23 protein-coding genes are annotated in these 25,233 nt (G+C 68.6%); 15 read left to right on the top strand and 8 right to left on the bottom strand.

The window, feature by feature from the left end:
- Positions 1-7: 7 nt before the first annotated feature.
- On the bottom strand, positions 8-274 hold the full coding sequence (locus tag AC6CID_RS03460) for a helix-turn-helix domain-containing protein (RefSeq protein WP_006550664.1): 267 nt from the start codon (positions 272-274) through the stop codon (positions 8-10).
- Between the two features lie 92 nt (positions 275-366).
- On the opposite strand from AC6CID_RS03460, the gene map reads away from it, so the two are divergent.
- From map to AC6CID_RS03440, 4 genes are all read left to right on the top strand, one after another.
- Entirely contained in the window at positions 367-1,146 is a 780-nt protein-coding gene (gene map / locus AC6CID_RS03455) for a type I methionyl aminopeptidase (protein WP_498353572.1), read from the top strand.
- An 83-nt stretch (positions 1,147-1,229) separates the two neighbouring features.
- Entirely contained in the window at positions 1,230-1,526 is a 297-nt protein-coding gene (locus tag AC6CID_RS03450) for an FmdB family zinc ribbon protein (protein ID WP_498353571.1), read from the top strand.
- A 41-nt stretch (positions 1,527-1,567) separates the two neighbouring features.
- Complete coding sequence (gene fmdA / locus AC6CID_RS03445; RefSeq protein WP_006550661.1) at positions 1,568-2,821, top strand: formamidase; 1,254 nt, start codon at positions 1,568-1,570, stop codon at positions 2,819-2,821.
- Between the two features lie 86 nt (positions 2,822-2,907).
- Positions 2,908-3,396 carry an FBP domain-containing protein gene (locus tag AC6CID_RS03440; RefSeq protein WP_217580042.1) on the top strand — a complete coding sequence of 163 codons (489 nt, stop codon included), beginning with the start codon at positions 2,908-2,910 and terminating at the stop codon, positions 3,394-3,396.
- An 18-nt stretch (positions 3,397-3,414) separates the two neighbouring features.
- Here the strand turns inward: AC6CID_RS03440 and AC6CID_RS03435 are convergent, their stop codons facing one another.
- Complete coding sequence (locus AC6CID_RS03435) at positions 3,415-3,999, bottom strand: helix-turn-helix domain-containing protein (RefSeq protein WP_498353570.1); 585 nt, start codon at positions 3,997-3,999, stop codon at positions 3,415-3,417.
- A gap of 48 nt (positions 4,000-4,047) precedes the next feature.
- Here AC6CID_RS03435 and AC6CID_RS03430 point away from each other — a divergent pair, with 48 nt between their 5' ends.
- The gene (locus AC6CID_RS03430) at positions 4,048-4,893 is read left to right on the top strand and encodes a class I SAM-dependent methyltransferase (protein ID WP_019287985.1); all 846 of its coding nucleotides are present in this window, start codon (positions 4,048-4,050) and stop codon (positions 4,891-4,893) included.
- Entirely contained in the window at positions 4,890-5,867 is a 978-nt protein-coding gene (locus tag AC6CID_RS03425; protein WP_498353569.1) for an NAD(P)/FAD-dependent oxidoreductase, read from the top strand. Before AC6CID_RS03430 ends, AC6CID_RS03425 begins: the two co-directional genes overlap by 4 nt.
- 64 nt (positions 5,868-5,931) lie before the next feature.
- Here AC6CID_RS03425 and AC6CID_RS03420 read toward each other — a convergent pair whose 3' ends face one another.
- Positions 5,932-7,389: a benzaldehyde dehydrogenase gene (locus tag AC6CID_RS03420; protein WP_498353568.1), complete on the bottom strand. Its 1,458-nt coding sequence runs from the start codon at positions 7,387-7,389 to the stop codon at positions 5,932-5,934.
- Between the two features lie 501 nt (positions 7,390-7,890).
- On the opposite strand from AC6CID_RS03420, the gene AC6CID_RS03415 reads away from it, so the two are divergent.
- Positions 7,891-8,913: an alpha/beta hydrolase gene (locus AC6CID_RS03415; RefSeq protein ID WP_498353567.1), complete on the top strand. Its 1,023-nt coding sequence runs from the start codon at positions 7,891-7,893 to the stop codon at positions 8,911-8,913.
- On the opposite strand, the gene AC6CID_RS03410 is transcribed toward AC6CID_RS03415, so the two are convergent.
- Both AC6CID_RS03410 and AC6CID_RS03405 read right to left on the bottom strand, forming a co-directional pair.
- Positions 8,903-9,616, bottom strand: a complete 714-nt coding sequence (locus AC6CID_RS03410; protein ID WP_006550654.1) for a type 1 glutamine amidotransferase domain-containing protein — start codon at positions 9,614-9,616, stop codon at positions 8,903-8,905. The genes AC6CID_RS03415 and AC6CID_RS03410 overlap by 11 nt on opposite strands.
- A gap of 128 nt (positions 9,617-9,744) precedes the next feature.
- Positions 9,745-10,704 carry a ferritin-like domain-containing protein gene (locus tag AC6CID_RS03405; RefSeq protein WP_175427919.1) on the bottom strand — a complete coding sequence of 320 codons (960 nt, stop codon included), beginning with the start codon at positions 10,702-10,704 and terminating at the stop codon, positions 9,745-9,747.
- A gap of 341 nt (positions 10,705-11,045) precedes the next feature.
- On the opposite strand from AC6CID_RS03405, the gene AC6CID_RS03400 reads away from it, so the two are divergent.
- The 8 genes from AC6CID_RS03400 (at position 11,046) to AC6CID_RS03365 (ending at position 22,865) form a co-directional block, all read left to right on the top strand.
- Positions 11,046-11,381, top strand: a complete 336-nt coding sequence (locus AC6CID_RS03400; protein ID WP_006550652.1) for a hypothetical protein — start codon at positions 11,046-11,048, stop codon at positions 11,379-11,381.
- A gap of 66 nt (positions 11,382-11,447) precedes the next feature.
- Entirely contained in the window at positions 11,448-11,948 is a 501-nt protein-coding gene (locus tag AC6CID_RS03395) for a DUF2505 domain-containing protein (protein WP_064060509.1), read from the top strand.
- Positions 11,949-12,114: 166 nt separating this feature from the next.
- Positions 12,115-12,312, top strand: a complete 198-nt coding sequence (locus AC6CID_RS03390; protein ID WP_019287992.1) for a hypothetical protein — start codon at positions 12,115-12,117, stop codon at positions 12,310-12,312.
- Positions 12,313-12,411: 99 nt separating this feature from the next.
- Positions 12,412-12,642, top strand: a complete 231-nt coding sequence (locus AC6CID_RS03385; RefSeq protein WP_019287993.1) for an RNA-binding S4 domain-containing protein — start codon at positions 12,412-12,414, stop codon at positions 12,640-12,642.
- A gap of 129 nt (positions 12,643-12,771) precedes the next feature.
- Entirely contained in the window at positions 12,772-16,065 is a 3,294-nt protein-coding gene (recC, locus tag AC6CID_RS03380; RefSeq protein WP_220666046.1) for an exodeoxyribonuclease V subunit gamma, read from the top strand.
- A 14-nt stretch (positions 16,066-16,079) separates the two neighbouring features.
- Positions 16,080-19,412, top strand: a complete 3,333-nt coding sequence (locus AC6CID_RS03375; RefSeq protein ID WP_064255787.1) for a UvrD-helicase domain-containing protein — start codon at positions 16,080-16,082, stop codon at positions 19,410-19,412.
- An 8-nt stretch (positions 19,413-19,420) separates the two neighbouring features.
- Positions 19,421-21,298, top strand: a complete 1,878-nt coding sequence (gene recD / locus AC6CID_RS03370) for an exodeoxyribonuclease V subunit alpha (RefSeq protein ID WP_024103308.1) — start codon at positions 19,421-19,423, stop codon at positions 21,296-21,298.
- A 139-nt stretch (positions 21,299-21,437) separates the two neighbouring features.
- A complete protein-coding gene (locus AC6CID_RS03365; RefSeq protein ID WP_220666045.1) occupies positions 21,438-22,865 on the top strand; it encodes a lipase maturation factor family protein in 1,428 nt (475 codons plus the stop codon).
- 25 nt (positions 22,866-22,890) lie between these two features.
- On the opposite strand, the gene AC6CID_RS03360 is transcribed toward AC6CID_RS03365, so the two are convergent.
- The 3 genes from AC6CID_RS03360 to AC6CID_RS03350 all read right to left on the bottom strand — a co-directional run bounded on the left by AC6CID_RS03360 (position 22,891) and on the right by AC6CID_RS03350 (position 25,208).
- Positions 22,891-23,475 carry a hypothetical protein gene (locus tag AC6CID_RS03360; RefSeq protein ID WP_254707568.1) on the bottom strand — a complete coding sequence of 195 codons (585 nt, stop codon included), beginning with the start codon at positions 23,473-23,475 and terminating at the stop codon, positions 22,891-22,893.
- 76 nt (positions 23,476-23,551) lie between these two features.
- Positions 23,552-24,106 carry a sugar O-acetyltransferase gene (locus AC6CID_RS03355; protein ID WP_064060669.1) on the bottom strand — a complete coding sequence of 185 codons (555 nt, stop codon included), beginning with the start codon at positions 24,104-24,106 and terminating at the stop codon, positions 23,552-23,554.
- Between the two features lie 22 nt (positions 24,107-24,128).
- Entirely contained in the window at positions 24,129-25,208 is a 1,080-nt protein-coding gene (locus AC6CID_RS03350) for an ABC transporter ATP-binding protein (protein ID WP_016693896.1), read from the bottom strand.
- Between the last annotated feature and the right edge of the window lie 25 nt (positions 25,209-25,233).

The raw sequence follows: 25,233 nt of genomic DNA, 5'->3' as shown, positions 1-25,233 counted from the left end.
GGTGGGATCACCCGGTTTGCTGCAGGTCGTCACAGGGAAGGGTCAGTTCGGCCAGATCGTCGAGGGAGACGGGCAGCACCCGTGCGAGGGCGGCGATCGTCGCGAAGGCCGGCGTCGCCAGTCGTCCGGTCTCGATCTTCCGAAGGGTCTCCGGCGAGATGTCGGCGGCCTGAGCCACCTCGGTGAGCGTCCTGCTGCCTCGGGCATCGCGCAGCCGTCCACCCAGGCGTTTGCCGGCGGCCAGCTGTTCCGGGGTCAGGGGGAGTCGCACCATGACCCGCAGTCTAACCGCGTCGGTATGAAAATACCGATCGTCGCGATAGAGTGGTATTTAAATACCGTCTCGTGATCCTGAGGAGTGCCCACGTGTTGGAACTGAAGACCCCCGGTGAGATCGCGGCAATGGATGTGACCGGTACATTCATCGCCGAGTTGCTCGACGACCTGACGGGCCGCGCCCGTCCCGGCGTGAACCTGCTCGACCTCGAACAGCGCGCACGGGACATGATCGAGGAACGTGGCGCGGTCTCGTGCTACTGGGATTACGCGCCGTCGTTCGGGAGCGGACCGTTCCGCAACGTCATCTGCCTGTCCGTCAACGACGCAGTGCTGCACGGACTCCCGCACGACTACGTGCTCCGGGACGGTGACCTGCTCAGCATGGACATCGCGGTCTCGATCGACGGCTGGGTCGCCGATTCGGCGCGCAGCATCATCGTCGGCGCGGAGCGTCCCGAGGACCGGCATCTCGTCGAGGCGACCGAGGTGGCGCTGGCCGCGGGTATCGCCGTCGCGCTCCCCGGCAACCGCCTGGGCGACATCTCCGCGGCGATCGGCGCCGTCGCCGCCGAGTACGGCTATCCCGTCAACACCGAATTCGGTGGTCACGGTCTCGGCCGCACCATGCACGAGGATCCGCACGTGGCGAACACCGGGCGTAAGGGGCGTGGGCTCGTGCTGCGTCCCGGCTTGACGCTCGCCCTCGAACCGTGGTTCGCGGCGGGGACGGACAAGATCGTCTACGACCCGGACGGCTGGACCATCCGCTCCGCCGACGGCTCGCGTACCGCGCACAGCGAACACACGATCGCGATCACCGAAGGTGAACCGCTGGTGCTGACGAAACGGGAGCGCGTCACCGAATAGGTCCGGACGGCAGGAAGATTCGGAGTAGACACGCGGGTTTCCGCTCGGTCCGTTATGGTCGGTGCACCGACGCGCGAGAGGCGATGCAGATGCCGCTGTACGAGTTCCGATGTGCCGACTGCGGGCCCTTCGACGTCTCCGTTCCCATGAGCGAAGTCTCCGCATCGGCTCCGTGCCCGCGGTGCGAGCAACAGTCTCGTCGCTCTCTCACCCCACCGCGTCTCGGTCGGGGAGATTCGGCAGCGATGCGCCTGCACGACGCGACGGCCCGTACCGCTTCCGAGCCCGACGTCGTCTCGGGTCTCCTCCCAGGCGTGTCGAGGCGTCCGTCGCGGCCGGTCACGACCGATCCCCGACATCGAACGTTGCCCCGCCCGTGATCCGACACCGCCCGTAATCAGACACCGCTACAGGAGGTCCCGTGCCCGACGTCGTGTTCCCCCTCGATTCGACCCGCCGGTTCACCGATCAGGACAAGATCGGCCACAACCGTTGGCACCCGGACATCCCGCCCGTCGCGATGCTGAAACCGGGGGATTCCTTCCGCGTGCACTGCCGCGAATGGTTCGACGGCGAGATCCACAACGACGACTCCGCCGACGACATCCGCAATGCCCCGCTGCACATCGTGCACGCGTTGTCGGGACCGTTCGCAGTGGAGGGTGCCAAGCCCGGCGACCTGCTGATCGTCGACATCCTCGACCTCGGCCCGATTCCGCAGGAGGACTCGGGTCCGCTCGCCGGGCAGGGCTGGGGCTACACGGGCATCTTCGCGAAGACGAACGGCGGGGGATTCCTCACCGACCAGTTCCCCGACGCCTACAAGGCGATCTGGGACTTCTCCGGGCAGAAAGCGACGAGCCGCCACGTGCCCCACGTGTCGTTCACCGGCATCGTGCATCCCGGCCTGATGGGCACGGCGCCGTCGCACGAACTGCTGTCGACGTGGAACACTCGGGAAGCTGCTTTGATCGCGACGGATCCCGACCGCGAGCCGGCGCTGGCGCTGCCGCCCGAGCCGAACGGCGCGATTCTCGGCAGCCTGTCGGGCGCCGATTTCGACCGGGTCGCGGCCGAAGCGGCGCGCACCGCTCCACCGCGGGAGAACGGCGGCAACCAGGACATCAAGAACCTCACGAAGGGAAGCCGGATCTTCTATCCGGTCTTCGTCGACGGCGCGAATCTGTCGGTCGGCGACCTGCACTTCTCGCAGGGTGACGGCGAGATCACCTTCTGCGGTGCCATCGAAATGGGCGGGTTCATCGACCTGCGCGTCGATCTGATCCCCGGCGGTATGGAGACCTATGGGGTGAGCGAGAACGCCATCTTCATGCCGGGCAACACCGACCCGCAGTATTCCGAGTGGCTCGCGTTCTCCGGCACGTCCGTGACGCTCGACGGCGAACAGCGGTATCTGGATTCGCAATTGGCGTACCAGCGGGCGTGTCTGCACGCCATCGACTATCTGACGAAATTCGGATACAGCCCCGAGCAGGCGTATCTCCTGCTCGGGGCCGCACCCATCGAGGGACGTTTGTCGGGTGTCGTGGACATCCCGAATTCGTGTGCCACGGTGTATCTTCCGACGGCGATCTTCGACTTCCCGGTCGCGCCCACCGCATCCGGTCCGGTGACGATCGATCCGGGTATCGGAGCACCGCGTTCGTCGGCGTGAGGGCCGCGAAAATCGTTTGCCCGGTGTGAGCGGTGCGCGTACCGTCCTCGGGTCGGTACATACGCGAACGAAAGGTGGTCCCCGCCATGGACCCGCTCACCGAACGGGACATTCGAACATCCTTCGTCAACTGCTCCAAGGGTGATGCGAAGCGGCTTCCGGTGCCGCGCGATCTCGACGACCGGCCGTGGGACGAACTCGACTTCCTCGGCTGGACCGACCCGTCGTTCCCCGGTCGCGGCTACATCGTGGTCCCCCGCGACGGCGAACTCGTGGGTGTCGCCATGCGGTTCGAACAGCAGGGCTCGGGCAAGACGCAGATGTGCACGATCTGCTTCACCACCCACACCCGGGGTGGCATCGCTTTGATGACGGCGAACAAGGTCGGCGATGCGGGTCGAGCGGGCAACGCGGTCGGAACCTACATGTGCATCGACCTGCAGTGCTCGCTGTACGCGCGCGGCAAGAAGAAGCCCGCACTGGGCAGCCGGTACCGCGAGGATCTCGAGCCGGAGGAGAAGGCCGAGCGCGTCCGCGAGAATCTCGGCGCGTTCGTCGATCGCCTGTACGCCTGACGGGCGAACCCGGCCCTTTCAGTGCGGTGCGGGGTTGCGCAGGTGCGCACGCTCCCCGTTCTGATCGAGGATCGTGAGGATCTCCACCGGTCCGTCGTGCGCGCTGATGGCGTGCGGTGTCATCGTCGAGAACTCGGCTGCGTTGCCCTCCTGGATGAGGATCGTCCGTTCGCCGAGTTGGAGCCGGGCGGTGCCGGTCAGGACGGTGAACCATTCGTGCCCCGGGTGCACGGGGAGCGTGTCGGCCAGCACCGGCTCCTGCTTCGTGATCCGCATCTTGGCGATGGTGACGCCGCCCAGTGATCGTTCCCGCGACAATAGCCAGGTCGTGTACCCCGGGGTGTCGCACGCCTGGGGCCTGATCACCACGTCCTGGTCCTCGCCGGATTCGACAAGCTGGTCGATCGTGGTGTCGAGTGCCCGCGCGATGGGAACGAGCTGGTCGAGTGCGATCCTGCGACGGCCCGTCTCGATGCGGCTCAGGTTGGACGGGCTGATGTGGCACCGGCCTGCGAGAGTGTCGAGGGTCCACCCCCGCGCGAGCCGCAGGCTGCGGATGCGCTGACGGATGAGTTGGTCCAGATCGGACGATTCTTGCTCCATAGGCAAGAGTATATGCCGAAACTGGATGACGCGCCCTAACGTGGAGTCATGCACCACCACGCCCACCACGCACCGCACGACCACGCGCACGACGAGTCGATGGCCGAGGTGCTCGACCTCGACGCCGCGATGAACCGGCCCTACTTCGAGTCGTTGCTCGACCGGGTCGCCGGACAGCTCGAGCGCGAACCGCGCACCGTCGTCGACATCGGCGCCGGCACAGGAACAGGCACACTCGCCCTGGCGCGCCGGTTCCCCCACGCGCAGCTCGTCGCTCTCGACCGGTCCGCCGGGATGCTCGAACGACTCCGGAAGACCGCCGCGTACAACGGGTTCGGTGATCGGATCCGGACCGTCGAGGCCGACCTCGATGCAGGACTTCCGGCCGTCGGTGCGATCGACCTCGCCTGGGCGGCGCTGTCCCTGCACCACATCGAGGATCCGGATGCAACGCTCCGGCAACTCGCCGAGGCGATGGCACCCGGGGGGACGGTGGTCGTCACCGAGATGGAGTCGCAACCACGATTCCTGCCCGACGACATCGGTATCGGTACACCGGGACTCGAAGCGAGATGTCACGAGGCCGCGGCGTCCCGAGGGTGGAACAGGTGGCCCGACTGGAGCGACAACCTGCGTCGCGCCGGGTTCGGGATGGTCGAGATGCGCCGCGACGAACTCGGTGCCGACGTCGACGACACCGCACGCCGATACGCCCACGCGGTGCTGAGCCGGATGCGGACCGGCCTCGACAACGCCGTGTCCGACGAGGATCTCGACACGCTCGATCGACTCGTCGGCGACGGTCCCGACTCGGTGCTGCACCGGGCAGATCTGGTGGTGCGTGGATCCCGAACCGTGTGGATCGCACAGGCAATCAAGGAGGAGAACCGATGAACACCCAGGAGAACCCCACACAGGACGGTTACGACGTCGTCGTGATCGGCGGCGGCTCCGCCGGACTGAGTGCCGCCACAGCGCTGGCACGCTCACGCCGCTCGGTGCTTGTCGTCGATGCCGGAGAACCGCGCAACGCCCCTGCCGCGGCCGCGCACAACGTGATCGGACACGAAGGCATCGCGCCGACCGAACTGCTGGCTCTCGGACGGAAGGAGGCCGCCGGATACGGCGCCGAAATCCTGTCCGCACGAGCAGAATCCGCTCGTCGCAGCGACACGGGATTCGAGATCGGTCTCTCCGGCGGCACCACCGTGCAGGCACGTCGACTGATCCTCGCGACGGGACTGGTCGACGAGCTGCCCGACCTGCCCGGAGTCCGCGAACTGTGGGGGAAGAGTGTCCTGCACTGCCCGTACTGTCACGGCTGGGAGGTTCGGGACCGGCGCGTCGGCGTGATCTCGTCGGGGCCGATGAGCGTGCACCAGGCCCTGTTGTTCCGTCAGCTCAGCGACGACGTCACCTTCTTCACCCACTCGGCGCCCGCCCTGGAGAGCGAGGCCCGCGACCAGCTCGAGGCGCGCGACGTGCGGATCGTCGACGGCACCGTCGCGGAACTGCGAGCGGACGGCGAGGAGGTCCGTGCCGTGGTGCTCGAGGACGGCACCGAGGTCGAGGTCGACGCCGTGGTGGTCGCACCGCGTTTCGTCGCCCGCGCCGACCTGTACGAGCAGCTCGGCGGAACGGTCACCGACCATCCCGTGGGGACCCTCATCGAGACCGATCCGACGGGGAAGACCGCTCTGCCCGGCGTATGGGCGGCGGGCAACTCCGCCGACCTCTCCGCGGTGGTCGTGGTCGCTGCAGGCGCCGGCGTGATGACAGGGGCGGCCGTGAACGCCGACCTGATCGCGGAGGAGACGGCCGCGGCGGTGGAGGAACGAGCCGCCCGCGGACTCACCTTCGCCGAATAGTCCTGTCGGGCATACGAGAACGGCCGGGCGAGCACACGCTCGCCCGGCCGATTCGCGATCTGCGTCAGAACGGGTAGGGCGCGATGTCGGGACGCACCGTGACCCACTGGGTCTCGGTGAACGCCTCGATGTTCGCGGCCGGACCGCCGAAACGGGAACCGGTGCCGGATGCCCCGACCCCGCCGAAGGGAGCGTTGGCCTCGTCGGCGACGGTCATCTCGTTGATGTGGATCTTGCCCGAGTGGATCCGGTCGGCGATCTTCATCGCTTGTCCCACGTCGCCGACGATGCTCACCGACAGGCCGTACTCGGACGCATTGGCCAGTTCGACGGCCTCGTCCGGGTCGGAGAACTTCAGCACCGGCGCGACGGGCCCGAAGATCTCCTGGCCCCAGGCGGGCATCTCGGTGGTCAGATCGGTCAGGACGGTGGGCCGGTAGAACAACCCCTCGTGCGTGCCTCCGGCAGCGAGAGTGCCGCCCGCGGCGACGGTGTCCTGCACGATCGTGTCGATGTTCGCCAGCTGACGCTCGTCGATGATCGGGCCCAGGTGAACCGGGCCGCCTGCGGGATCGCCGACGACGAGCGCATCCGCCTTCGCGGCGAGGGCGCGCACGTAGTCGTCGTAGACGGACTCGTGCACCAGGTGCCGGCCGGTGGTCATGCAGATCTGGCCCTGGTGGAAGAACGATCCCATCGCTCCGACACCGGCAGCGAGATCGACGTCGGCGCCGGGGAGCACGATCATCGCGTTGTTGCCGCCGAGTTCGAGGTGGGTGCGCTTGAGATGTTCCGCGCCGGCCTTGCCGACGTGGCGTCCGGCGGCGGTGGATCCGGTGAACGAGACCACCCGCACCTCGGGAGCATCGACGGTTGCGGCGCCGACGTCACCACCACCGGGCAGCACCTGCAGCACACCGGCGGGTAGTCCGGCCTCCTCGAAGATCCGGGCCACGGCGACACCACCGATGACGGTGGTCCGCGGATCCGGCTTGAGCAGCACCGCATTGCCGAGGGCGAGAGCCGGGGCAACCGAGCGCATCGCGAGCAGCAACGGGAAGTTGAACGGTGCGATCACCGAGACGACGCCGGCGGGCAGGCGGCGCGCGATGGACCAGTGACCGCTGTCCGACGGCAGGTACTCACCGTGCGGATAGGTGGGCAGCGCCGACGCCTCGAAGCACTCGGTGGCGGAACCGAACACCTCCATGGCGGCCTTGTCCGGAATGGACCCGGCCTCGCGGAGTCCCCAGCCGATGAGTTCGTCGGCGTGCTCACGGAACTTCTCGCCGGCGCGACGGAGGATCTCCGCACGCTCGGACGGCGCCGTGGCGGCCCAGGACTTCTGTGCGGCGGCGGCAGCGCGGGCGGCGGCGTAGACGTCATCGGGGTCGGCCAGGCCGATCTCGGCGATTTGTTCCCCGGTCGAGGGGTTGGTGACCTTCGTGGTGCCGCCGTTGCCGGGGCGCCAGCCGTCGAGATGGATCTTTCCCGTCCACAGGGCTTCGTCGAGCAAGGCCATAGGGTTCTCCTCAGCGTGGTCGTCGCCGTCCCGCGCGCGTGGGACACCGATGTGTTCCACGAGTGTGGGAGCGATGACGGCTTGTAGGATCGATTCTTCTCATTCAACGAGAAAGCCCGCGATATCCGTCTACGCACGACGAACACCACGTGCACCGCTCCGCGGCCGAAGGGTCATGAGCGAGCACAATGATCCGAATGGAACTGGCCCTCATGGCAGTGGTCGGCATCGCCGGCACCGTGAGCATCGCGGCTGTACTCGGCCGCGCTGAGCATGCCGGCCCAGGACTTCCCCCGGAACCTACAGTTCGCAGACGCTCGGTGCGGCCCAGCGCCGCCTCGACCTCGAGGAGACCCGATTGCAGGCGCTGAGCGAACAACCCTGACGGTCGTCTCGCGGCGCGGACGCCCCGCCCGAGAACCCGCATCCCGCCGCACTGTTTGACATGATCGTTCGGTCCGGATCCGCCCGGGCGCGTCGTGACCCGGGTAGGAGTGACAGGTGTCGGAGGGCAGTACGGACAGAGCGCCGCGTCGGCGCGTCGGTCGATGGATCCTGATCGTCTTCGTCGTGGTGCTCATCGTCGTGGCGGCGGCGTTCGCCCTCACCCCCGTGCCGGGATCACTGGTGGTGCGGAAGGTGTTCGAACGCGACGCGCGGGAGCAGACCGCGAAGCTCGCGGTGGACGCTCCGGAGACGGACTTCGTCGCCGACCTCCACTATCGGGAGGACGACCCGGACGCCTATCTCGACGTGTACACACCGCCGGGGACCACCGAGGCGCTGCCGACGATCGTGTGGACGCACGGTGGCGCGTGGTTGTCGGGTAACCGCACCAACTACGCGGGCTACTACAGGCGTCTCGCGGCCGCCGGATTCACCGTGGTGTCGGTCGGCTACTCGCTCGCACCGGGCCACCGCTATCCGACCCCGGTGCGGCAACTCGTCGATGCACAGCGCTACTTGCTCGAGCACGCCGACGAACTGCACATCGACACCGAGCGGATCGTGCTCGCCGGTGACTCGGCCGGGGCGCAACTGTCCGCGCAGATCGCCGCGGCGATCACCGACCCCGACTACGCCGCGACCCTCGGTGTCGACCCGGCGTTCACTCGGGAGAACGTTCGCGGTGTCGTGCTCAACTGCGGCATCTACGACGTGTCCGCGATCGGTGGGAGCGGCGGGCTGACCGGATGGGGCGTGGAGCAGGCGATGTGGGCCTACACCGGCGCCCGGGAGTTCGCCACTTCGGATGCGGCGGGCCAGATGTCGGTATTGAACTCGGTCACCGAGAACTTCCCGGCCACCTATATCTCCGGTGGCAACGCCGATCCGCTCACCGCCACCCAGTCCGAGAGGCTCGCGCAGCGGCTCACCGGACTGGGTGTGCAGGTGGATGCGTTGTTCTATCCGGACGACCACACACCGGAACTGGCACACGAGTACCAGTTCGATCTGTCGACACCGGATGCGCGTGCCGCGCTCGAGCGGACGATCGATTTCGTCCGCAAGGTCACGACGTAGCGCGCGCGGGGATCTCGGCGACGATGCGTTCGGCGAGCGGCCGCGAGGAGGCCGGGTTCTGGCCCGTGTACAGGACGCGGTCGACCACCACGTGCGGCTGCCAGGCGTCCGTGGACGAGAAGACGGCCCCGGCCTCCTGCAGGCGGTCCTGCAGCAACCAGGGTGCCTTGTCGGCCAGTCCCGCCTGGACCTCCTCGACGTTCGTGAACGCCGTCAGGCTGTAACCCTCGAACAACCAGCGACCGCCGGACTCGTGGGCGGGAAGCAGGGCAGCCGGGGCGTGGCACACCATCGCGACCACTTTGTCGGCCTCGACGAAGTGCCGGACGAGTTCACCGAACCGCTCGTCGACGGCCAGATCCTCCATCGGGGCGTGGCCACCGGGCACGAACAGCAGGTCGAAGTCCTCGGCCCGCTGGTCCTCGAGCACCGCCGCACCGGTGAGTACCGGCTGCAGCTTCTCGAGCGACGACTTCAACTCGGCCACGCGGTCCTCACCGCCTGCGGCGTCGGGTTCGAGGCTGGCCTGGTCCACGACGGGCGTGCGGCCGCCCGGAGTGGCAACGGTGATGTCGTAGCCGGCTTCGTCGAAGACGGTGTACGGCTCGACGAGTTCCTCCGCCCAGAAGCCCGTGGGATGGCGGGTGCCGTCCTGCAACGTCCAATGATCGGCGGAGCTGACGACGAACAGGATGCGGGTCATGGTGTGTCCTCTCTGATGAACGCAGAGGCCGGGTACCCGCTGTGAGCGGGACCGACACCGGCGGTGACGACGATTGCCGGGCCCACGAGGGACCCGGCGATCGTGTGACGTGACTGGGGTGCGGCGGATCAGATGCCGACCACCTCCTGCGCGATGGCGGCCAGACGGGTCTGAGCCGCGGAGATAACACCGTGTCGTGCCTTGTGCGCTTCCTCGTAGGCGACGATCGCCCGGATGTCCGCGGGCTCGGTCAGTTCCTTGACCGCCGCCACGGCCTTCGGGACGGTGAGATCGTCGTAGTTCCGGATCGGCAACTCCTCCTCGGTGAGGACACCCGAGGCGCTGCGTGCCTTGTGTAGAGCGTCGGCGGTACCGTCGGCGCCTTCACGACGGCTCACGCGCTCGGCCGTCTCGAGAGCCGCATCGCGCGAGGCACCGATGGTCTTGGCTGCGACGTCACCGGCATGCGCGCCGCGCGAGAGCAGCGACTCGATGCGGGGACGCGTCGAGCGGGCGACATCGATCGCTCGATCGATGCTGCGCGCCGACCAGGTGACCGGCGTGTTGACCAGGCGCACCGCTGCGCCGGCCGCGGCCTGCAGAGGAGTGCGACGCAGAGCGGCAGGACCACCGAGCGCCTCCTCCGCGATGACGGTGGTGAGCCACTCGACCGTCGCCGTGTGAGCCGTGATCAGACGGTCCGCCAGCGACACGATCGACTTGTGTCCGCCCGCGATGGCCAGTGCCTTCACGTAGCGGGCACGGTCGAGGAGCTGATGTTCGAGGGCGAGGTCCGACAGCAGTGCTTCGTCGAACGGCTGCGCCTGCTCGGTGAGGGTCTTCACCATGATGGCGGCGCGGCCGATGAACGGCCCGACCATATCGGGAAGTCCGCCCAGATCGCGGATCGCCTCTTCGATCGCCACCGCACGGATGCGGCAGTTCTCGGCGTTCTCGGTCAGCTCCTTGCGTACCGCTTCGGTTCGGGCCTGCGCGACACGCGTTTCGGCGACCTGGGTCTCTGCATGGGTCAGTTCGTGGAGAGTGCGCAACTGGGTGAGCAACGCGGGAGTTCGGTTCTCGGTCATTGTGCGTTCGCCTCCTTCGCACTGGAAGAGTCGGTGATCTACCGACGAATTCACATCCATCGAGAAATGACGTGACAACTGTCGGCTACCCGACCCCCGTAACTGCTAACGTCTATGTGATCCATAACACACCCTCTGGTCGGGTTCGTTGCTGCAGTGACCACTCGGCGCACGCGAGTCGCACGGGTCTCGGTTTGAGCCGGTTACTCGCGGGGAAACTTCGGAGCACACCTTGACGTGAGAGATCGAGGCCGGGACGAGACGCGGTCCGCCTGACTCCTCAGGTGATCGGCGACCGTGAGACGGCCGCAAGCAGCACAAAGGAAAGCGGGGACGACACGATGACCACGGCAGCACCCGTCATGCCCACGGACGTGATCACCGCTCCGGCGACGGTTGCTCCGTCGCAGTCGGCCGACATTCCGGCGCAGACGATCGACGCGCGGTCCGTCGAGGCCCCGCCGTCGGCCGCCGTGGCGTCGAGGGAGGTGGAACCTCCGGTGACGGAGGAGATGCCGGCCCTGCTCGAGCACCCGATCGCGGGCATGCTGATGTTCGTCGTCCTCGCCGTCTGCGGATTCGCAGCCGCCGCGGTGGTCGCAGGATCCCTGGCGGCCGGGCTCGCTCTGGTGGGTGTCGTCGGAGGAGCGGCGGCGACCCTCGTCGCTGTTCTCTGACGTGGCAGAACGACACCGGTAGGCCCGTTTCGTCCAGATCCGAGCGGGAGGATATCGTCTCCGGTCATGTCCAAGGAATTCGTTTTCACGTCCACGCTCGACCACAGCGTCGAACGCGTCCACGGCGCTTTGACCAGCGAGGACTTCTGGAACAGCCGACTGGCTGCGAGCCAGACCGGCGTGGCGCAGCTCGAGGTCGGCTCCGGTCCCGGGACCTTCCGCGCGAAGGTCTCCGACCAGATCGACACCTCCGCGCTGCCCGCGGTCGTCCGGGGCGTGGTGCGAGGACCTCTGATCATCGAGCGCACCGACGAATGGGGCGGACTCGAGGACGGTACGGCGCAGGGAACCCTCGCCGGCAGCACGTCGGGGCTGCCGATCACGATCGCGGCCCATTCGGAGCTTCGTGGCAACGCGGACGGCGGTACCGAGATCGAGGTGCGTGGCGAGGCCACCGTCAAGGTTCCCGTCGTCGGTGGGCAGATCGAGGGCCTCATCGTCCAGCTCGTCGAGAACATCGTCCAGAACGATCGGATCGACCTCGACAAGTGGCTCACGGAGAACTGATTCGCAGGGGCGCCCGATCGATCGGCTTCCGATCCACGGATCATCTGGTCCGATGCCGTCGTTCCTCTTCCGAGGTACGGCGGCATCGTCGTTCTCGCCGGATTCGTCGGCGACACACCGGGTCAGGTCGTTGAAGAGGGGGTGTGACCCAGGCCACCATCGGATCATGTCGATGCCGTGGGACGAGGACGGCGGCTACGCGTGGGAACGCCGCGAGGCCGGATACACCTGGGAGCAGATCGGCAGCGAACTCGGTTGCCCTGCCCATGTCGCACAGAATCTGGGGGAGCGCTACCGCGCGGATATCACTGCCGAGATGACGAGGAACCAGTTGTCGTTGTTCGATATCTCGACCGAGACCTGAATCTCGGCCGCCGGTGTTCGCCGTGTGTTCATCGGATGTGCACCCGCACGGACCCCGTGTGAGGAGGCATCGTCGCCTCCGGAGGGGACCGTAGGTGTCATGGAGGCACTCGTGCGCGACTCCCTGTTCGGTTTCCTCCAGGAGAGCGGACTGGCCGGCTCGGGCGGTGAAGCGGCGGCGCTGCTCATGGAAGGTCTCGTCCGCGTCAATCATCGCCAGGTCCGCAGTCCCCGTACTCCACTTCGTGCCGGGGACGTCGTCTCGATCGCGGGTACGCGATCGATGGCGGTCTTCGGAGTCTCTCCCGGCGGGGTTCGTCCCGTCCTGTAGCTCGTCCGTCGCACGGAGCGCCCGCAACCTCCGGCACGGAGCACTCGCGACCTGCGACGCAGTCGCCTGTCCGGGCGGTGTGATAAGCCGTACCGGACGGGAACGAGCGACGACGAGGGGGAGCGACGCGTGCTGATACTGCACCGTGCCGAGCGCACCGGCATCCTGGCGGATGCGCTGGCCGAGGTGCTCGCCGAGCCCCTCGACGATCCGTTCGCGCGGGAGGTCGTCGCGGTGCCCGCGCGCGGTGTCGAAAGATGGCTCACCCAGCGGTTGTCGGGAATGCTCGGTTCCTCCGCCGGCGACGGGGTGGCCGCCAACATCGACTTCCCGTCCCCGTCCCGCCTCGTCGACGAAGCGCTCGCCGCGGCCTCCGGCATCACCGCCGACGACGATCCGTGGCATCCCTCCCGCATGTTGTGGTCGCTGCTCAGGGTGATCGACGAGTGCGTCGGCGAACCGTGGTGCGCCACCCTCGCGCGGCATCTCGGTCACGGCGCCGACGACCACCGGGCCGGACGCCGGTACGCCACCGCAGCGCATCTCACCGGCCTTCTTCGCAGTTACGGACTCCAGCGCCCCGGGATGATCTCCCAGTGGGCGGCGGGGAACGATACCGACGGCACGGGTGCGCCTCTCGACGACCATCTGCGTTGGCAAGCCGAGCTGTGGCGACGGCTGCGCGCCCGCATCGGCGTCGACAGCCCGTCGCAGCGACTCGACGAACTGTGCGGCCGGCTGCGAGACGACCCCGACGTCGTCGACCTGCCCGAACGACTCTCGATCTTCGGTCCCACCCGCCTCGACACCGTCCTCGTCGAGGTGCTGACCGCGCTCGGGCACCACCGCGACGTGCACATCTGGCTTCCGCATCCGAGCCCGGTGATGTGGGACGGACTGACCCGGCGTCCGGAGTCGATGCGTCGCGCCGACGACCACAGCGCTCTCGGGGTGCAGCACCCGCTGCTGGCCGCGCTCGGCCGCGACGTGCGCGAACTTCAGAGCCGGCTCTCCGGCCTCGAGTGCACCGACCTTCCGCATCCCTCACCCCGGCCGCCGGCGACGCTCCTCGGCCGGTTGCAGGCCGATCTCCGCGACGACCGCGCCCCCGCACACGGATCGGCCGCGCCCGACGGGACCGTGATGATCCATGCCTGCCACGGCCCGACCCGGCAGGTCGAGGTGCTCCGAGAGTGCCTGCTGCACCTGTTCCGCGATGACCCCACGCTCGAACCGCGCGACGTCGTCGTCATGTGCCCCGACGTCGAGACGTACGCGCCGCTCGTCCATGCCGCCTTCGGTGCCGGGGTCGGCGAGCATCCCGGCCACACGCTGCGGGTCCGTCTCGCCGATCGCGGCCTGCGCCGCACCGATTCGATCCTTGCGGTGGTGTCCGAACTGCTCGCGCTCGCCGACGGCCGGGTCACCGCCAGCGAGGTTCTCGACCTCGCCGCGTCGGCTCCGGTGCGCCGGAAGTTCGGATTCGACGACGATCAACTCGAGCGCCTGCAGGAGTGGACCACCGAGACCGGTGCCCGCTGGGGTCTCGGGCCGTGGCAGCGCAAGAGCTTCGGCCTCGGCGACTTCATGCAGAACACTTTCGGCGCGGCACTCGACCGTATCCTGCTCGGTGTCGCCGCAGACGGCGCGGACGGAGAGTGGCTGTCCCTGTCGTTGCCCCTCGACGACGTCGACAGCAACGACATCGACCTCGCCGGGCGGTTCGCCGAGTTCATCGACCGGTTGACGGTGGTGCTGCTCCGGTTGCGCGGCCCGCACCCGGCGGCGCGGTGGTCGGACGAACTCGGTTACGGCATCGACCTGCTCGCCGACGTTCCCGCCGCCGACGCATGGCAGCTCACCCGCGCGCGTCGCGAGATCGGCGAGGCCGTCGAGCATGCCGGCGACACGCAGTTGTCCCTGAGCGATGTCCGGTCCATGCTCGGCTCCCGGCTCGCCGGGCGTCCGTCGCGCTCGAACTTCCGTACCGGCGAACTGACCGTGTGCACGATGGTGCCGATGCGCTCGGTGCCCCATCGCGTGGTGGTTCTCCTCGGTCTCGACGACGACGTCTTCCCTCGCACGGCCCACATCGACGGCGACGATGTCCTGACCCAGAATCCCTGTGTGGGAGAGCGTGATCCGCGCAGCGAGGACCGGCAGCTGCTGCTCGACGCGCTGATGGCCGCGGAGGAGCGTGTGCTGTTGTTCCACACCGGCGCCGACGCCGTCACCGGAGCACTGCGCCCACCGGCGATTCCGCTCACCGAGGTGCGCGACGTGGTGTCGACGATGACGGGAGTCGACGTCGACGACGAGCGCATCGTGCGGCGACATCCCCTGCAGCCCTTCGATCCGCGCAATTTCCGGGCCGACGACCCGTTCGGGTTCGGTGTCACCGCACTCGCGGGAGCCCGTGCCGGACAAGGAGGTTCGGTGGAGCGCGACCGGTCGGGTGCGCTCCTCGTCGACGACCTTCCGGCCCCGGCACGCACCGATGTCGATCTCGACGAACTCGTTTCCTTCCTGACACATCCGACGCAGGGATTCCTCCGGCAGCGACTCGGTCTGCGGATCCCCGACACCGACGAGGGCATCGCCGACGCACTCGACGTCGAACTCGACGGTCTCGCCCAGTGGCAACTGGGCGACCGCATGCTCGAAGCGCGATTGGCGGGCATGTCCGCGGGTGCCTTCCAGGACGCGGAATGGCGTCGCGGCACGCTCCCGCCGTTCGCGCTCGGCCGCAGGACCCTCGACGCGGTGAGCGACAACGTCGACCGCCTCGTGCACGCCTGCGCCGGTGTGCACACCGGGCAGGCCCGCACCGTCGACATCCGCGTCGATCTCGGCGACGGTCGTCGGCTCACCGGCACCGTCGGAGGTGTACACGGCGAGGTACTGGCCCGCAGCACCTATTCCAAGCTGTCCCCGAAACACCGGCTGGAAGCATGGATCCGGTTGCTCGCCGTCGTCGCCTCGGGTCATCCCGGACAGTGGCGTGCGGTGACCACCGGGCGCAGCCGTTCGCGCTCGTATCCGGCCTGGCGCTCGACCCTTCTGGCTCCCGCCGATCCCGTCGCGCTGCTCGCCGCACTCGTCGATCTGCGCGATCGTGGACTGTGCCGGCCGCTGCCGCTCGTGACGGGCGCGTCGGCCGAGTACGCCGATCGCCGCCACCGCGGTGATTCCGTGGAGATGGCACTGTCGGCCGCCGGGAAGGCGTTCGGTGGCGCGTTCGGCGACGGCAAGGACCGTCACGTGCAGTATCTGTACGGGCCCGACGTCACGTTCGGGCAGCTCACCGCCGACGCACCGGAGGGTGTCGAGGCCGGCTGGTTCGACGACCCCACCCGTTTCGGTGTGCTCGCCCGACGGTTGTGGGAACCCCTGCTCGCCTCCGAGAACCAGGGACGCCCGTGAGAGAAGGACGCAGCGTGCCCGATACCGCCATCACCGATCCGCGCGCCGCGGGCGGTCCGCCGCCGGCAGGCTTCGATCTGCTCGGCCGGCTCCCGAGCGGCACCACCGTTCTCGAGGCCAGCGCGGGAACGGGGAAGACGTACGCGATCGTCGGGCTCGCCACCCGGTTCGTCGCCGAAGGGCGCGCCCACCTGTCGGATCTGCTGCTCGTCACCTTCAGCCGGGCTGCGACGCAGGAACTGCGCGAACGTACCCGGAACCGGTTCGCGCAGGTCGCCACCGCCCTCGCCGATCCCGAGAGTGCGCGGGCGAGCACCGACATGCTCGTCCGTCATCTCGCGAGCGAGGACGTCGACGCGCGGCGGGCCCGCCTACGACAGGCGTTGTCCGACTTCGACTCCGGCACCATTTCCACCACGCACGGCTTCTGCCGCCGCATGCTCGACGAACTCGGGATCGCCGGTGAACGCGAACCCGACGTCACGGTCGTCGAGGACGTCGACGACCTGCGGGTGGAGGTCGTCGACGATCTCTACCTGCGGCGCTACGGCAGGGGACAGGCCCCCATCACCTACGCCGAGGCGGCCGTCGCCGCGAAGGAGGCGATCTTCGACCCGCAGGCCGAACTCGCACCGAACGACGCCGACGGCACCGCGGCAGGCGAGCGTGTGGAATTCGCGCGTGCGGTCCGCGAGGAGGTCGAACGGCGCAAGCGCCGGCTCGGACTGCGCGACTTCGACGACCAGTTGTCCCTACTGCACGCGGTGCTCGGCGATCCGGAGCACGGCGACGCCGCCTGCCGGCGGATGCGTGCGCGCTTCTCCGTCGTCCTCGTCGACGAGTTCCAGGACACCGACCCCAAGCAGTGGGAGATCCTGCGCCGGGCGTTCCACGGGCACAGCACGCTCGTGCTCGTCGGCGACCCGAAACAGGCGATCTACGCCTTCCGCGGCGCGGAGGTGCTCAGCTATCTCGACGCCGTCTCCGAATCCGACACCTACTGCGAGCTGACCACCAATTGGCGCAGCGACGGCGATCTCGTCCGGGCGCTCGAACACGTCCATCTCGGTGCGGCTCTCGGTGATCCCCGCATCGTGGTGAACCCGGTGAAGGCGGCAGCCGCCGATTCCCGGCTCTCGGGTATCGCGTCCCTGCGGGTGCGTCACCTGCCCCGCGCCGGTGCCGGTCCGCTCAACGACTGGGGTTTCCCGCAGAACCTCGACGGCTTACGTGGGCGGGTCGCTCGCGACGTGGCGGCCGACATCGTGCGCCTGCTCGACGACGAGAACGTCACCGTCGACCTCGGTTCCGGTCCCGAGCGTGTGCAACCCGGGCACATCGCGGTCCTCGTGCGCAAACACAAACAGGTGACGCTCGTCCACGACGCGCTGACGAAGGCGAACGTGCCGTGCGTGGTCGCCGGGGGCACGAGTGTGTTCGCCACACCGTCCGCACAGCACTGGCTGTGGGTTCTCTATGCGCTCGAGCAGCCCCATCGCGCCGATCGCGTCCGGCTCGCCGCGCTCACCCCGCTGCTCGGCCGCACGATGACCGACATCGATTCGGAGGGCGAAGCGCTGGTCGTGGAGGTCGGCGGACTGCTCCGCGAACTGAACGACGTCTACGCCCGCACCGGCTTCGCCGCCGTCTTCGAACGCCTCGCGTCCTTCGGTTCGGTCGAGGCCCGCCTCCTCGATCAGCCGTCCGGGGAACGCACCCTCACAGACATCCGGCACGTCGCACAGCTGCTCGAGGACGTCGCCTCGGCACAGTCGCTGGGGCTGGCCGCACTCACCCGCTGGCTCGAGGATCGCATCAACGACCCCGACCGAGGTGGAGCCGACCGGATCCGGCGCCTCGACAGCGACGCCGCGGCGGTCCAGATCCTCACCGTGCACGGCAGCAAGGGACTCGAATTCCCCGTCGTCCACGTCCCGTACGGGTGGGATGCCGCGAAGAACCCCGAGCCCGACAAGCTGCTGCTGCACGAGAACGGCCGACGCATCCTCGATGTGGGCGGCAAGAGCGGTCCCGGTTATGTCGCGCGGCGGCGTCAGCACGAACTCGAGGAGGCGGGAGAGGAACTGCGCCTGCTGTACGTGGCGGTGACGCGCGCGCAGTGTGCGCTCACCCTCTGGTGGGCGCCGTCCACCCCCACCTCGCGGTCTCCGCTGCACCGGTTGCTGTTCGCCCGCGATCCCGGTTCGGCAGAGGTCTCCGCGGAAGGCCGGATCGGCCACGACGAGGCCATGGCCGAGGAATTCGACCGGTGGGCCGCGCGCGCCGACGGGGTCATCGCCGCCGAAGCGGTCGGGCCGCACCCGATTCCGGTGTTGCGCTGGACCCGCCCCCGCGTGGAGACCGGCCCACTCGCCGCCGCGCGCTTCGATCGGGTCGTCGACGAGAACTGGCGCAGGACCTCCTATTCGGCGCTCACCGCCTCGGTGCACGATGCGCCCGTGGTGAGCGGTGAGGTGGAGGAACCGGTGACGACCGACGAGCCTGCCGAGCCTCCGCTGAGCGCACCGGAAGCGGCGCGCGAAGGCATTCCGTCACCGATGAACGGACTGCCCGGCGGCACGATCTTCGGCACGCTGGTGCACGCCGTCCTCGAGGTCGTCGACACCTCCGCCGCCGACCTCGAGGCCGAACTACTCGACTGCTGCCACGAGACGGTGCGACGCCAGATGTCGCCGATCGACCCCGTCCAGCTCGCGGCGGCGTTGCTCCCGGTGATGCGCACCCCACTCGGGCCACTCGGCCGGACCCTCGCCGACTTCACGCCGTCCGACCGGCTCTCCGAACTCGACTTCGAGTTGCCGCTCACCGGAGGCGACAGCCCGGTGCCCGTCACCGTCACCCTCGACGCGGTCGGTGGGTTGCTGCGCCGGCACCTGCCCGCCGACGATCCGATGGCGACCTACGCCGATCTGGTGCGCACCCTCGAGTCCGTGCCGCTGCGGGGTTACCTCAACGGCAGTATCGACGCCGTGCTGCGCACCGACGGTCCGCGATTCGTCGTCGTCGACTACAAGACCAACCGGCTCGCGCCCGTCGACGAACTGACCACCGCCCACTACACCCGCGAGTCGATGGCGGCGGAGATGCTCCGCGCGCACTATCCGATGCAGGCTCTGCTCTATTCCGTTGCCCTGCACCGTTATCTGCGGTGGCGGATGCGCGACTACGACCCGCACGTCCACCTCGGTGGTGTGCAGTACCTGTTCGTCCGCGGCATGGCCGGACCGGACAGTCCACCCGGCAGCGGCGTGTTCGACTGGCATCCGCCGGCCGATCTCGTCACCGACCTGTCCGACCTCCTCGCCGGAAAGGCCATGATTTCGTGATCGAGTCCATGACCGACGTTCGGATCGCCCAGCGCGGCAAGGGCGCTCTGCGGCAGTTCAACGAGGTGGGCGCACTCTCCGCCGCCGACGTGCACGTCGCCCTGCGACTCGCGGCGCTCGGCGGCGAGGACGACCCGCACGTGCATCTCGCCACCGCGCTGGCAGTGCGTGCCGTGCGATCCGGGTCGGTGTGCCTCGACCTCACCCGTTTCCGCGAGGTCACGGTCGACGAGGACGCGGACGGCCATCCCGTCGTCGACCCCGCGAGCCTGCCGTGGCCTCGCGACGAGGACGTGCTCGCGGCGCTGCGTCGCAGCCCCCTCGTGGTCGGTGGCGACCGCGGACCTCTGCGTCCGCTGCGTCTCGTCGATACCGCGGAAGGTCCGCTGCTGTATCTCGACCGGTACTTCCGGCAGGAGCAGACGATCCGCCGGGTGCTCGCCGAGCGCACGGCGACGTTCCCCGACCTCGACGAGGAGCGCATCGCGGCGACACTCGACGAGCTGTTCCACCATCCCGACGATCCCTCCCGGCCCGCGCCGGCACCCGATCGTCAGCGCGTCGCGGCGGCACTCGCCGCCACCCGACCGACCACGGTGATCGCGGGCGGGCCGGGCACCGGCAAGACCCACACCGTGGCGCGGATCCTCGCGCTGCTCACCCGCCTGTACGGACACGAACTGCGCATCGGCCTGGCCGCTCCCACCGGCAAGGCCGCTGCGCGCCTCCAGGAATCGGTGCGCGAGCAGGAGACCGAGCTGGGTCTGCCGCCGAATCTCACCGCCATGACCGTGCACCGGATGCTCGGCTGGCAGCGCGGCCGCACCCGCTTCCGCTACCACGCGGGCAACCACCTGCCGTACGACGTGATCGTCGTCGACGAGACGTCGATGGTGTCGCTGACGATGATGTGCCGCCTGCTCGAGGCGGTGCGGCCCGACACCCGGCTCGTCCTCGTGGGCGACCCCGACCAGCTCGCCTCGGTCGACGCCGGTGCTGTGCTTGCCGACCTCGTGGGGCGCCCGGTCAGCGGCACCCTCGATCCGGTCTTCGAACGGGTCGTCGCCCGCGATGTGGCGGCCGCCGACGACCCCGCCGAGGCGGCCTTCACTCCGGCCCAACGCGCCCGGCTCGGTGGCGGTGTCGTGCGGCTGAGTCGCGGCCGCCGCTTCGGTGGTGCGATCGCCGAGCTGGCGGTGGCCGTCCGTAAGGGCGCCGGCGACGAGGTGCTCGACATCCTGCGCAGGGGCGACCCGGAGGTCTCGTTCGTGGCCCCCTCCGACCTCGACGCCCTACGCGACGACATCGTCCGCTCCGCCGCCGAGGTCACCAAGTCCGCCGAGACGGGGGACGTCGAGACGGCGCTGAAGCGGTTCGAGGAACATCGGTTGCTGTGCGCGCACCGCGACGGCCCGGCCGGCGTGCAGTGGTGGGCGCGGCAGGCCGCCGAGTGGATCGGGGAGGCCGCGGGGCAGCGACTCGATCCCGAGAGCTGGTATCCGGGCCGGCCGTTGCTCGTCACCGCGAACGACCATGACATGCAGATCTACAACGGCGACACCGGCGTGGTCGTGCGGCGCGGCGACGAACTCGTCGCGGCGTTCGCACGCGGCGAGACGCCGTTCGAACTGCGCCCGAGTCAGCTCCCGGCGGTGAGCACCGTCTACGCGATGACGATCCACCGCAGCCAGGGCAGTCAGTACGGCACCGTCTCGGTGGTGCTGCCCGATTCGGGATCGGCGCTGCTCACCCGCGAACTGCTGTACACCGCGATCACGCGTGCGCGGTCGCACGTGCGGATCATCGGGACCGAGGATGCGGTACGCGCGGGCGTGGCACGGCAGGTGCTCCGAGCGAGTGGGCTGCGGCGGGAGATCCGCGTGTAGCCGGTCGGTCTCCGCACCCGTATCGAGTGAGGACGAGGCCCGATCCCGTCGACCCATCGTCGCAACACTGTCTCCGTCGGCGAACCGGACGTGGCATGCTCGAGATGGCGCGCACGACAGACGACGAACGAGCCGAGCGATGGACTGGTTGGACGCGGACGGGTACACGATCGGGCGGCTGCTGGTCACCCGTGGACTCGCGGTGCTGTACGCCGTGGCTTTCCTCGCGGCCCTGCTGCAGTTCCGGGCGCTGATCGGCGAACGCGGCATCCTTCCCGCCCCGCGCTTCCTGGCGCTCACATCGTTCCGGCAGTCGCCGAGCCTGTTCCACTGGAGATACTCCGACGCTCTGTTCACCGCGGTTGCCGCGGTGGGTCTCGTGTTGTCGGTGGTGACGGTGCTCGGTGTCACCGAGCAGTTGCCGCTCGTGGTCTGCATGCTCGTGTGGTTCGTGATGTGGCTGCTGTACCTGTCGATCGTCAACGTCGGCCAGGTCTGGTACTCGTTCGGCTGGGAGTCGCTGCTGCTCGAGGGCGGTGTGCTCGCGATCTTCCTGGGCAACGCCGATACCGCGCCTCCGCTGCTCGTGCTGATCCTGCTGCGCTGGTTGCTGTTTCGCCTGGAGTTCGGTGCCGGACTGATCAAGATGCGCGGCGACCGGTGCTGGCGCGATCTGACGTGCCTGTACTACCACCACGAAACCCAGCCGATGCCCGGCCCGCTCAGCCGCTACTTCCACCTGATACCGCGGCCGCTGCACAAGGTGGAGGTGGCGGGTAACCACTTCACCCAGCTCGTCGTGCCGTTCGGATTGTTCCTGCCGCAACCGGTCGCCGGGATCGCCGCACTGATCATGATCGTCACGCAGTTGTGGCTGGTGACGAGCGGCAATTTCGCGTGGCTCAACTGGATCACCATCGTCATCGCGCTGTCGGTGGTGCCCGACAGCTTCTACGGGTTGCTGATCGACTCCACCACGACCTACGGTCCGACACCGATCGCGTTCACCGTCGCCGTGGTGGCGCTGACCGTGCTGGTCGCGGTGCTCAGCTACTGGCCGGTGTCGAATCTGATGTCGCATCGGCAGGCGATGAACGCCTCGTTCAACAAGTGGCACTTCGTGAACACCTACGGCGCGTTCGGCACCGTCACACGCACCCGGCGGGAAGTGATCGTCGAAGGCACCACCGATGCGGTGGTGACACCGGCGACGGAGTGGCGCGAGTACGAGTTCAAGGGCAAACCGGGCGACGTATATCGCAGGCCTCGTCAGTACGCGCCGTACCACCTGCGTCTGGACTGGTTGATGTGGTTCGCGGGGATCTCGCGCGACTACGCCGCGGGGTGGTTCCCGCGGTTCGCGGGAAAACTGCTGGAGAACGATCCGGCCACCGTGAAGTTGCTCCGGCACAACCCGTTCCCGGACGAACCGCCCCGTCTGGTGCGGGCCCGCCCGTTCCGCTACCGCTTCGCCACGCGCGCCGAACGACGCGCGACGCGCCAGTGGTGGATGCGGGACGAGATCGGCGATTTCATGATGCCGATGGCGCGGGACGACCTGCCCTGACCGCGCTCCTTGATCGCCGATGCGGTCACCACACCTCGCCACCGGTCTCCGACACGGTGAAGCCATGGGTGTCCGTCTCGCACGTGACAGCGGTCTTCTCGTCGACGGTGCACGTGAACGGATCAACGGTGAGAGTGCTGCCGTGGGGCAGCGTATTCGGGGCACCTCCGAGATCCGTGAACGCGATGTCGCCGATGCTGACCCACTCTCCGGGGCCGTCCCCTTCGAGCATCAGGGCGTTCGCGGGCACCAGCACGTCGGGCGCGCCGCTGCCGGGGACCCGGGGTGCACTCGCCGGCATCGTGCCCTGGCAGCCCGTCAGGGGAGCGGTGTGGACGAGGATGGCGCATCCGAACTGCCCGCCCGGCGAGGCGAAGTAGTACACGCCCTCGCTGGTCGCCGCGTAGTCGTCGGGGTCGACCGGCTTCGGTGCGGCCGTGGCGGTCGCGGTCGTGGTCGGCGCCGACGAGGTCGCCGTGGTGCTCGACGGCTCGGGGGGTGCTTCGGATGCGGTGGCCTCACCCTCCACGCTGCGCGAACACCCTGCCGCGACGAGTGCCGCACCCGCGACGACGACGAAGCTGACGAGGCGTGCGCGGCGACTGATCATGCGGGGCAGCATAGCGAGCGTCGGGATCGACGCAAGTTCCGCTCCGATCGACTCGGAGGCGGTGGCTTCGATCGGCTCAGAGCCGGCGCGTCACCCGAGCAGGTACGCCCGTCGCCACGACGTTCGGCGGCAGGTCGCGGGTGACCACCGCGCCGGCTCCCACGACCGTGTTCTCGCCGATCGTGACGCCCGGTCCGACGATTGCGCCACCGCCGAGCCACACGTTGTCGCCGATCGTGATGGGTTGCGCCGATTCCCACTTCGCGCGGCGGAGATCGGGATCGAGGGGATGAGTGGGGGTGAGGAGTTGCACGTTCGGGCCGATCTGCACGTCCGAGCCGATCGTGATCGGCGCGACGTCGAGCATGATCGCGCCGAAGTTGACGAATGTCCCGTCCCCCACGGTGATCCGATACCCGTAGTCCACCTGCAGTGGCGGCCGGATCTCCACGTCGTCACCGATCGCGTCGAACAACTCCTCGAGGAGTGCGCGACGCGCATCCGTATCCGCTGCACTCGACGCGTTGTACTTCTCGGTCAGCAGCGCTGCCCGCAGCGCGTCGGCGGCGAGTTCGGGGTCGTCGGCGATGTAGAGTTCGCCGGCCAGCATCCGTTCCTTCTGCTCGCCCACTGAGGATCCTTCCGTCGCCGGGTCAGTCGCCCACTCGCTCTCCGGTGTCGACGTGGAACAGGTGCACCGTACCTTCGCGCTTGCGCAGGTGCACGGTGTCGGCGAGGCGTGCGGGGGTGCGGACGAGGGCCCGCGCGACCACCTGATTGCCGGTGCCGGGCACCCGCGTGTACAGGTACGACTCGCTGCCGAGTTCCTCGACGAGTTCGACGACGGCTTCGACGCCCTCGTCGGCGATCTCGAAGTCCTCCGGCCGGATCCCGGCGGTGACCTCCTCGATGCCTGCGGAGTGCAGTCGCGCGATGCGGTCGCGTTCGACGGGGATGACGGTGCTGCCCACGACGACTCCGTCGTCGACGACCTTCGCGCGGAGCAGGTTCATCGACGGTGAGCCGATGAAACCGGCGACGAACGCGTTGGCGGGACGGTCGTAGAGTTCGGTGGGGCTGGAGAACTGCTGCAGCACCCCGTTCTTCAGGACGGCGACGCGATCGCCCATCGTCATCGCCTCGACCTGGTCGTGGGTGACGTAGACGGTGGTGGTGCCGAGACGGCGTTGCAGCGCCGCGATCTCGGTGCGAGTCTGCACGCGCAGCTTCGCATCGAGGTTCGACAACGGCTCGTCCATGCAGAACACCTGTGGCTCGCGCACGATCGCGCGTCCCATCGCGACGCGCTGGCGCTGACCACCGGACAGCTTGGCGGGCTTGCGGTCGAGGAACTGGGTCAGGTCCAGGATCTTCGCCGCTTCCTCGACCTTGCGGCGACGCTCGTCCGCGCTCACACCGCGCATCTTCAGAGCGAAGCCCATGTTCTCGGCGACCGTCTTGTTCGGGTACAGCGCGTAGTTCTGGAAGACCATCGCGATGTCGCGGTCCTTCGACGGCACACCGGTCATGTCCTTGCCGCCGATGGAGATCGACCCCTCGTCGATGTCCTCGAGCCCGGCGAGCATGCGCAGCGCGGTGCTCTTGCCGGATCCGGACGGTCCGACGAGGACCACGAACTCACCGTCCTCGATGTCGAGGTTCAGCGAATCGACCGCAAAGGTGTCGGAGTTCTCGTAGATGCACGAGGCGTTGCGGTAGGTGATGTCGGCCATGATGGAAGTCCTTGCTGGTAAAAGG

The organism is Rhodococcus sp. GQ147, assembly GCF_059759155.1.
This window is presented reverse-complemented; position numbering and strand designations above follow the sequence as displayed.

Excerpts from the sequence above, each read along its gene's own strand:
- AC6CID_RS03430 (WP_019287985.1), top strand. The coding sequence starts at position 4,048 with ATGCACCACCACGCCCACCACGCACCGCACGACCACGCGCACGACGAG.
- AC6CID_RS03425 (WP_498353569.1), top strand. The coding sequence starts at position 4,890 with ATGAACACCCAGGAGAACCCCACACAGGACGGTTACGACGTCGTCGTG.
- AC6CID_RS03390 (WP_019287992.1), top strand. The coding sequence starts at position 12,115 with ATGTCGATGCCGTGGGACGAGGACGGCGGCTACGCGTGGGAACGCCGC.
- recD (WP_024103308.1), top strand. The coding sequence starts at position 19,421 with ATGACCGACGTTCGGATCGCCCAGCGCGGCAAGGGCGCTCTGCGGCAG.
- AC6CID_RS03365 (WP_220666045.1), top strand. The coding sequence starts at position 21,438 with ATGGACTGGTTGGACGCGGACGGGTACACGATCGGGCGGCTGCTGGTC.
- AC6CID_RS03450 (WP_498353571.1), top strand. The coding sequence starts at position 1,230 with ATGCAGATGCCGCTGTACGAGTTCCGATGTGCCGACTGCGGGCCCTTC.
- AC6CID_RS03385 (WP_019287993.1), top strand. The coding sequence starts at position 12,412 with ATGGAGGCACTCGTGCGCGACTCCCTGTTCGGTTTCCTCCAGGAGAGC.
- AC6CID_RS03360 (WP_254707568.1), bottom strand. The coding sequence starts at position 23,475 with ATGATCAGTCGCCGCGCACGCCTCGTCAGCTTCGTCGTCGTCGCGGGT.
- AC6CID_RS03460 (WP_006550664.1), bottom strand. The coding sequence starts at position 274 with ATGGTGCGACTCCCCCTGACCCCGGAACAGCTGGCCGCCGGCAAACGC.
- AC6CID_RS03410 (WP_006550654.1), bottom strand. The coding sequence starts at position 9,616 with ATGACCCGCATCCTGTTCGTCGTCAGCTCCGCCGATCATTGGACGTTG.
- AC6CID_RS03400 (WP_006550652.1), top strand. The coding sequence starts at position 11,046 with ATGACCACGGCAGCACCCGTCATGCCCACGGACGTGATCACCGCTCCG.
- AC6CID_RS03405 (WP_175427919.1), bottom strand. The coding sequence starts at position 10,704 with ATGACCGAGAACCGAACTCCCGCGTTGCTCACCCAGTTGCGCACTCTC.
- AC6CID_RS03395 (WP_064060509.1), top strand. The coding sequence starts at position 11,448 with ATGTCCAAGGAATTCGTTTTCACGTCCACGCTCGACCACAGCGTCGAA.
- AC6CID_RS03435 (WP_498353570.1), bottom strand. The coding sequence starts at position 3,999 with ATGGAGCAAGAATCGTCCGATCTGGACCAACTCATCCGTCAGCGCATC.
- AC6CID_RS03420 (WP_498353568.1), bottom strand. The coding sequence starts at position 7,389 with ATGGCCTTGCTCGACGAAGCCCTGTGGACGGGAAAGATCCATCTCGAC.
- AC6CID_RS03350 (WP_016693896.1), bottom strand. The coding sequence starts at position 25,208 with ATGGCCGACATCACCTACCGCAACGCCTCGTGCATCTACGAGAACTCC.
- AC6CID_RS03440 (WP_217580042.1), top strand. The coding sequence starts at position 2,908 with ATGGACCCGCTCACCGAACGGGACATTCGAACATCCTTCGTCAACTGC.